Origin of the sequence: Shewanella sp. 10B (assembly GCF_023475885.1) — a bacterium.
GTDB classification, from domain to species: domain Bacteria; phylum Pseudomonadota; class Gammaproteobacteria; order Enterobacterales; family Shewanellaceae; genus Shewanella; species Shewanella mangrovisoli.
Window position 1 is genome coordinate 1 of sequence record NZ_JAMDJO010000016.1, and the last position, 4,441, is coordinate 4,441.

General features: G+C 54.4%; 5 protein-coding genes and 2 pseudogenes. 4 read left to right on the top strand and 3 right to left on the bottom strand.

From position 1 onward, the window contains the following. Positions 1-114: 114 nt before the first annotated feature. Positions 115-465: pseudogene (locus tag M0415_RS21560) on the top strand (gfo/Idh/MocA family oxidoreductase); the annotation flags it as partial. A gap of 10 nt (positions 466-475) precedes the next feature. On the opposite strand, the gene M0415_RS21170 reads toward M0415_RS21560, so the two are convergent. The 3 genes from M0415_RS21170 to M0415_RS21180 are packed head-to-tail and all read right to left on the bottom strand — an operon-like array spanning position 476 to position 2,300. Beyond that, on the bottom strand, positions 476-1,114 hold the full coding sequence (locus M0415_RS21170; protein WP_004201168.1) for a phosphoribosylanthranilate isomerase: 639 nt from the start codon (positions 1,112-1,114) through the stop codon (positions 476-478). A 4-nt stretch (positions 1,115-1,118) separates the two neighbouring features. After that, on the bottom strand, positions 1,119-1,484 hold the full coding sequence (gene ble / locus M0415_RS21175) for a bleomycin binding protein Ble-MBL (protein ID WP_004201167.1): 366 nt from the start codon (positions 1,482-1,484) through the stop codon (positions 1,119-1,121). Positions 1,485-1,487: 3 nt separating this feature from the next. After that, on the bottom strand, positions 1,488-2,300 hold the full coding sequence (locus M0415_RS21180; RefSeq protein ID WP_004201164.1) for a subclass B1 metallo-beta-lactamase NDM-1: 813 nt from the start codon (positions 2,298-2,300) through the stop codon (positions 1,488-1,490). Between the two features lie 155 nt (positions 2,301-2,455). Between M0415_RS21180 and blaOXA the strand changes: the two are divergent. From blaOXA to M0415_RS21195, 3 genes and pseudogenes are all read left to right on the top strand, one after another. After that, positions 2,456-3,217, top strand: a pseudogene (gene blaOXA / locus M0415_RS21185) (OXA-10 family class D beta-lactamase); the annotation flags it as partial. Between the two features lie 16 nt (positions 3,218-3,233). Beyond that, complete coding sequence (gene aadA1 / locus M0415_RS21190; RefSeq protein ID WP_001209508.1) at positions 3,234-4,025, top strand: ANT(3'')-Ia family aminoglycoside nucleotidyltransferase AadA1; 792 nt, start codon at positions 3,234-3,236, stop codon at positions 4,023-4,025. 163 nt (positions 4,026-4,188) lie between these two features. Continuing rightward, a partial coding sequence (locus M0415_RS21195) for a DMT family transporter (protein ID WP_064757991.1) occupies positions 4,189-4,441 on the top strand: 253 nt, incomplete at its 3' end.

Sequence of the window (4,441 nt, forward strand, 5' to 3'; positions counted from 1 at the left end):
TAGGCTGGACCGGCAGTTAAAATTGGGGCTTGAGCGGTAAACGAGTGAGGGAATTTCAGGTAAGATACTTCGGATGAGGAGCAAAAAGGTGGTTTATACTTCCTATACCCGGACGTCAACAAGTCGATCTATCTGGAGGGCAAGAGCCCACAGCCGCACCGCTGGGAGCCTGCCGAGGGCTGGTTTGCGAAATACGATCACCCGCTATGGAAACGCTACGCCGATCTGGCGGCAGGGGCCGGGCATGGCGGGATGGACTGGTTCGTGATCCACGCTTTTGTCGAGGCGCTGAAGGCCAAGGCCCCGATGCCAATCGACATTTACGACGCGCTGGCCTGGAGCGCGATCACGCCTCTGTCGGAACAATCGATTGCTGAGGGCAATCGCACGTTAGATTTTCCCGACTTCACCCGAGGGCAGTGGCGCACCCGCAAGCCGATCTTTGCGCTGAACGACGCCTATTGATCGACGCGATTTAGGCCAAGCGCACCGCAAAGGCGAAATTGGTAATCTTGTCGGTATCCTTGACGCCCGGCGCGCTTTCGACGCCGCTGGAGGTATCGACCAGCGGCGCTCCGGTGCGCGCAATCGCCTCGGCAACATTCGTCGGATTTAGCCCGCCTGCCAGCCCCCACGGCAAGGCACCGCGATATCCGGCCAGCAGCGACCAGTCGAACGCCAACCCCATGCCGCCGGGCAGCGCGCCTTTGGGGGTCTTGGCGTCGAACAAGATCAAGTCCGCCGCCCCGGCATAGGCTGCGGCGCGTGCGACATCGCTGGCGCTGGCGACGGGCAGCGCCTTCCACACCGGCTTGCCAAACCGCGCGCGCAACTGGGCCACGCGTTCGGGCGATTCCGAACCGTGCAGCTGCAGCGCGTTCAGCTTGGCTGCCACCAGTGCGTCGGCGATGACAGCATCATCCGCATCGACGAACAAACCGACCATGGCGATCTGGCCAGCTGCGCGCGATGTCAAAGCGCCCGCGACATTCGACGTAACCGCACGGGGCGACGCTGGATAGAACACCAACCCGGCATAGTCCGCCCGCGCCGCGATGGTCGCATCGAGCGCCTCGGGTGTGCTGATCCCGCAAATCTTGATTTTCGCGGGCATGCGGTCAGTCGGGGTTCTGGATCAGCCGCACCAGCGTGCAGTCGGGATCGATCAGGTAGCCGATCCTCAGGCCGCTCGCCTCCAGTTGCGGAGCTTTGAAGCGCGGCCAGCCGGTGCTTTTTTCCTCGGCTCCCGCCGCGTTCACCAATGCCACCATGGCATCGAGATCATCCAACCGCAGGCAACAGCCGAACGAGCTCGTAGCTGGGTCGAGGTCAGGATAGGGGAAGAATTCGAGCTGCAAACCGCCGCGCTGCAGGATCATCCAGCCGCGATCCTTCCAACTCGTCGCAAAGCCCAGCTTCGCATAAAACGCCTCTGTCACATCGAAATCGCGCGATGGCAGATTGGGGGTGACGTGGTCAGCCATGGCTCAGCGCAGCTTGTCGGCCATGCGGGCCGTATGAGTGATTGCGGCGCGGCTATCGGGGGCGGAATGGCTCATCACGATCATGCTGGCCTTGGGGAACGCCGCACCAAACGCGCGCGCTGACGCGGCGTAGTGCTCAGTGTCGGCATCACCGAGATTGCCGAGCGACTTGGCCTTGCTGTCCTTGATCAGGCAGCCACCAAAAGCGATGTCGGTGCCGTCGATCCCAACGGTGATATTGTCACTGGTGTGGCCGGGGCCGGGGTAAAATACCTTGAGCGGGCCAAAGTTGGGCGCGGTTGCTGGTTCGACCCAGCCATTGGCGGCGAAAGTCAGGCTGTGTTGCGCCGCAACCATCCCCTCTTGCGGGGCAAGCTGGTTCGACAACGCATTGGCATAAGTCGCAATCCCCGCCGCATGCAGCGCGTCCATACCGCCCATCTTGTCCTGATGCGCGTGAGTCACCACCGCCAGCGCGACCGGCAGGTTGATCTCCTGCTTGATCCAGTTGAGGATCTGGGCGGTCTGGTCATCGGTCCAGGCGGTATCGACCACCAGCACGCGGCCGCCATCCCTGACGATCAAACCGTTGGAAGCGACTGCCCCGAAACCCGGCATGTCGAGATAGGAAGTGTGCTGCCAGACATTCGGTGCGAGCTGGCGGAAAACCAGATCGCCAAACCGTTGGTCGCCAGTTTCCATTTGCTGGCCAATCGTCGGGCGGATTTCACCGGGCATGCACCCGCTCAGCATCAATGCAGCGGCTAATGCGGTGCTCAGCTTCGCGACCGGGTGCATAATATTGGGCAATTCCATCAAGTTTTCCTTTTATTCAGCATTAAAAACCCCGCAAATGCGAGGCCTAGTAAATAGATGATCTTAATTTGGTTCACTGTAGCAAAAATATGGGGCGAATTCAAACATGAGGTGCGACAGTTTCAAAAGCCATATGATAATCAACAAGCTGTCTTTCGAGTACGGCATTAGCTGGTTCAATTACAGAAAATACGTCTTGGAACAAAGAGTTCTCTGCCGAAGCCGTCAATGGTGTCTTCGTGCTTTGTAAAAGTAGCAGTAAATCCTGCGCTACCAATGACTTAGCTCGTGCATCAAAGGAATATCTTCCAGCATCAACATTTAAGATCCCCAACGCAATTATCGGCCTAGAAACTGGTGTCATAAAGAATGAGCATCAGGTTTTCAAATGGGACGGAAAGCCAAGAGCCATGAAGCAATGGGAAAGAGACTTGACCTTAAGAGGGGCAATACAAGTTTCAGCTGTTCCCGTATTTCAACAAATCGCCAGAGAAGTTGGCGAAGTAAGAATGCAGAAATACCTTAAAAAATTTTCCTATGGCAACCAGAATATCAGTGGTGGCATTGACAAATTCTGGTTGGAAGGCCAGCTTAGAATTTCCGCAGTTAATCAAGTGGAGTTTCTAGAGTCTCTATATTTAAATAAATTGTCAGCATCTAAAGAAAACCAGCTAATAGTAAAAGAGGCTTTGGTAACGGAGGCGGCACCTGAATATCTAGTGCATTCAAAAACTGGTTTTTCTGGTGTGGGAACTGAGTCAAATCCTGGTGTCGCATGGTGGGTTGGGTGGGTTGAGAAGGAGACAGAGGTTTACTTTTTCGCCTTTAACATGGATATAGACAACGAAAGTAAGTTGCCGCTAAGAAAATCCATTCCCACCAAAATCATGGAAAGTGAGGGCATCATTGGTGGCTAAAACAAAGTTAAACATCATGAGGGAAGTGGTGATCGCCGAAGTATCGACTCAACTATCAGAGGTAGTTGGCGTCATCGAGCGCCATCTCGAACCGACGTTGCTGGCCGTACATTTGTACGGCTCCGCAGTGGATGGCGGCCTGAAGCCACACAGTGATATTGATTTGCTGGTTACGGTGACCGTAAGGCTTGATGAAACAACGCGGCGAGCTTTGATCAACGACCTTTTGGAAACTTCGGCTTCCCCTGGAGAGAGCGAGATTCTCCGCGCTGTAGAAGTCACCATTGTTGTGCACGACGACATCATTCCGTGGCGTTATCCAGCTAAGCGCGAACTGCAATTTGGAGAATGGCAGCGCAATGACATTCTTGCAGGTATCTTCGAGCCAGCCACGATCGACATTGATCTGGCTATCTTGCTGACAAAAGCAAGAGAACATAGCGTTGCCTTGGTAGGTCCAGCGGCGGAGGAACTCTTTGATCCGGTTCCTGAACAGGATCTATTTGAGGCGCTAAATGAAACCTTAACGCTATGGAACTCGCCGCCCGACTGGGCTGGCGATGAGCGAAATGTAGTGCTTACGTTGTCCCGCATTTGGTACAGCGCAGTAACCGGCAAAATCGCGCCGAAGGATGTCGCTGCCGACTGGGCAATGGAGCGCCTGCCGGCCCAGTATCAGCCCGTCATACTTGAAGCTAGACAGGCTTATCTTGGACAAGAAGAAGATCGCTTGGCCTCGCGCGCAGATCAGTTGGAAGAATTTGTTCACTACGTGAAAGGCGAGATCACCAAGGTAGTCGGCAAATAATGTCTAACAATTCGTTCAAGCCGACGCCGCTTCGCGGCGCGGCTTAACTCAAGCGTTAGATGCACTAAGCACATAATTGCTCACAGCCAAACTATCAGGTCAAGTCTGCTTTTATTATTTTTAAGCGTGCATAATAAGCCCTACACAAATTGGGAGATATATCATGAAAGGCTGGCTTTTTCTTGTTATCGCAATAGTTGGCGAAGTAATCGCAACATCCGCATTAAAATCTAGCGAGGGCTTTACTAAGCTTGCCCCTTCCGCCGTTGTCATAATCGGTTATGGCATCGCATTTTATTTTCTTTCTCTGGTTCTGAAATCCATCCCTGTCGGTGTTGCTTATGCAGTCTGGTCGGGACTCGGCGTCGTCATAATTACAGCCATTGCCTGGTTGCTTCATGGGCAAAAGCTTGATG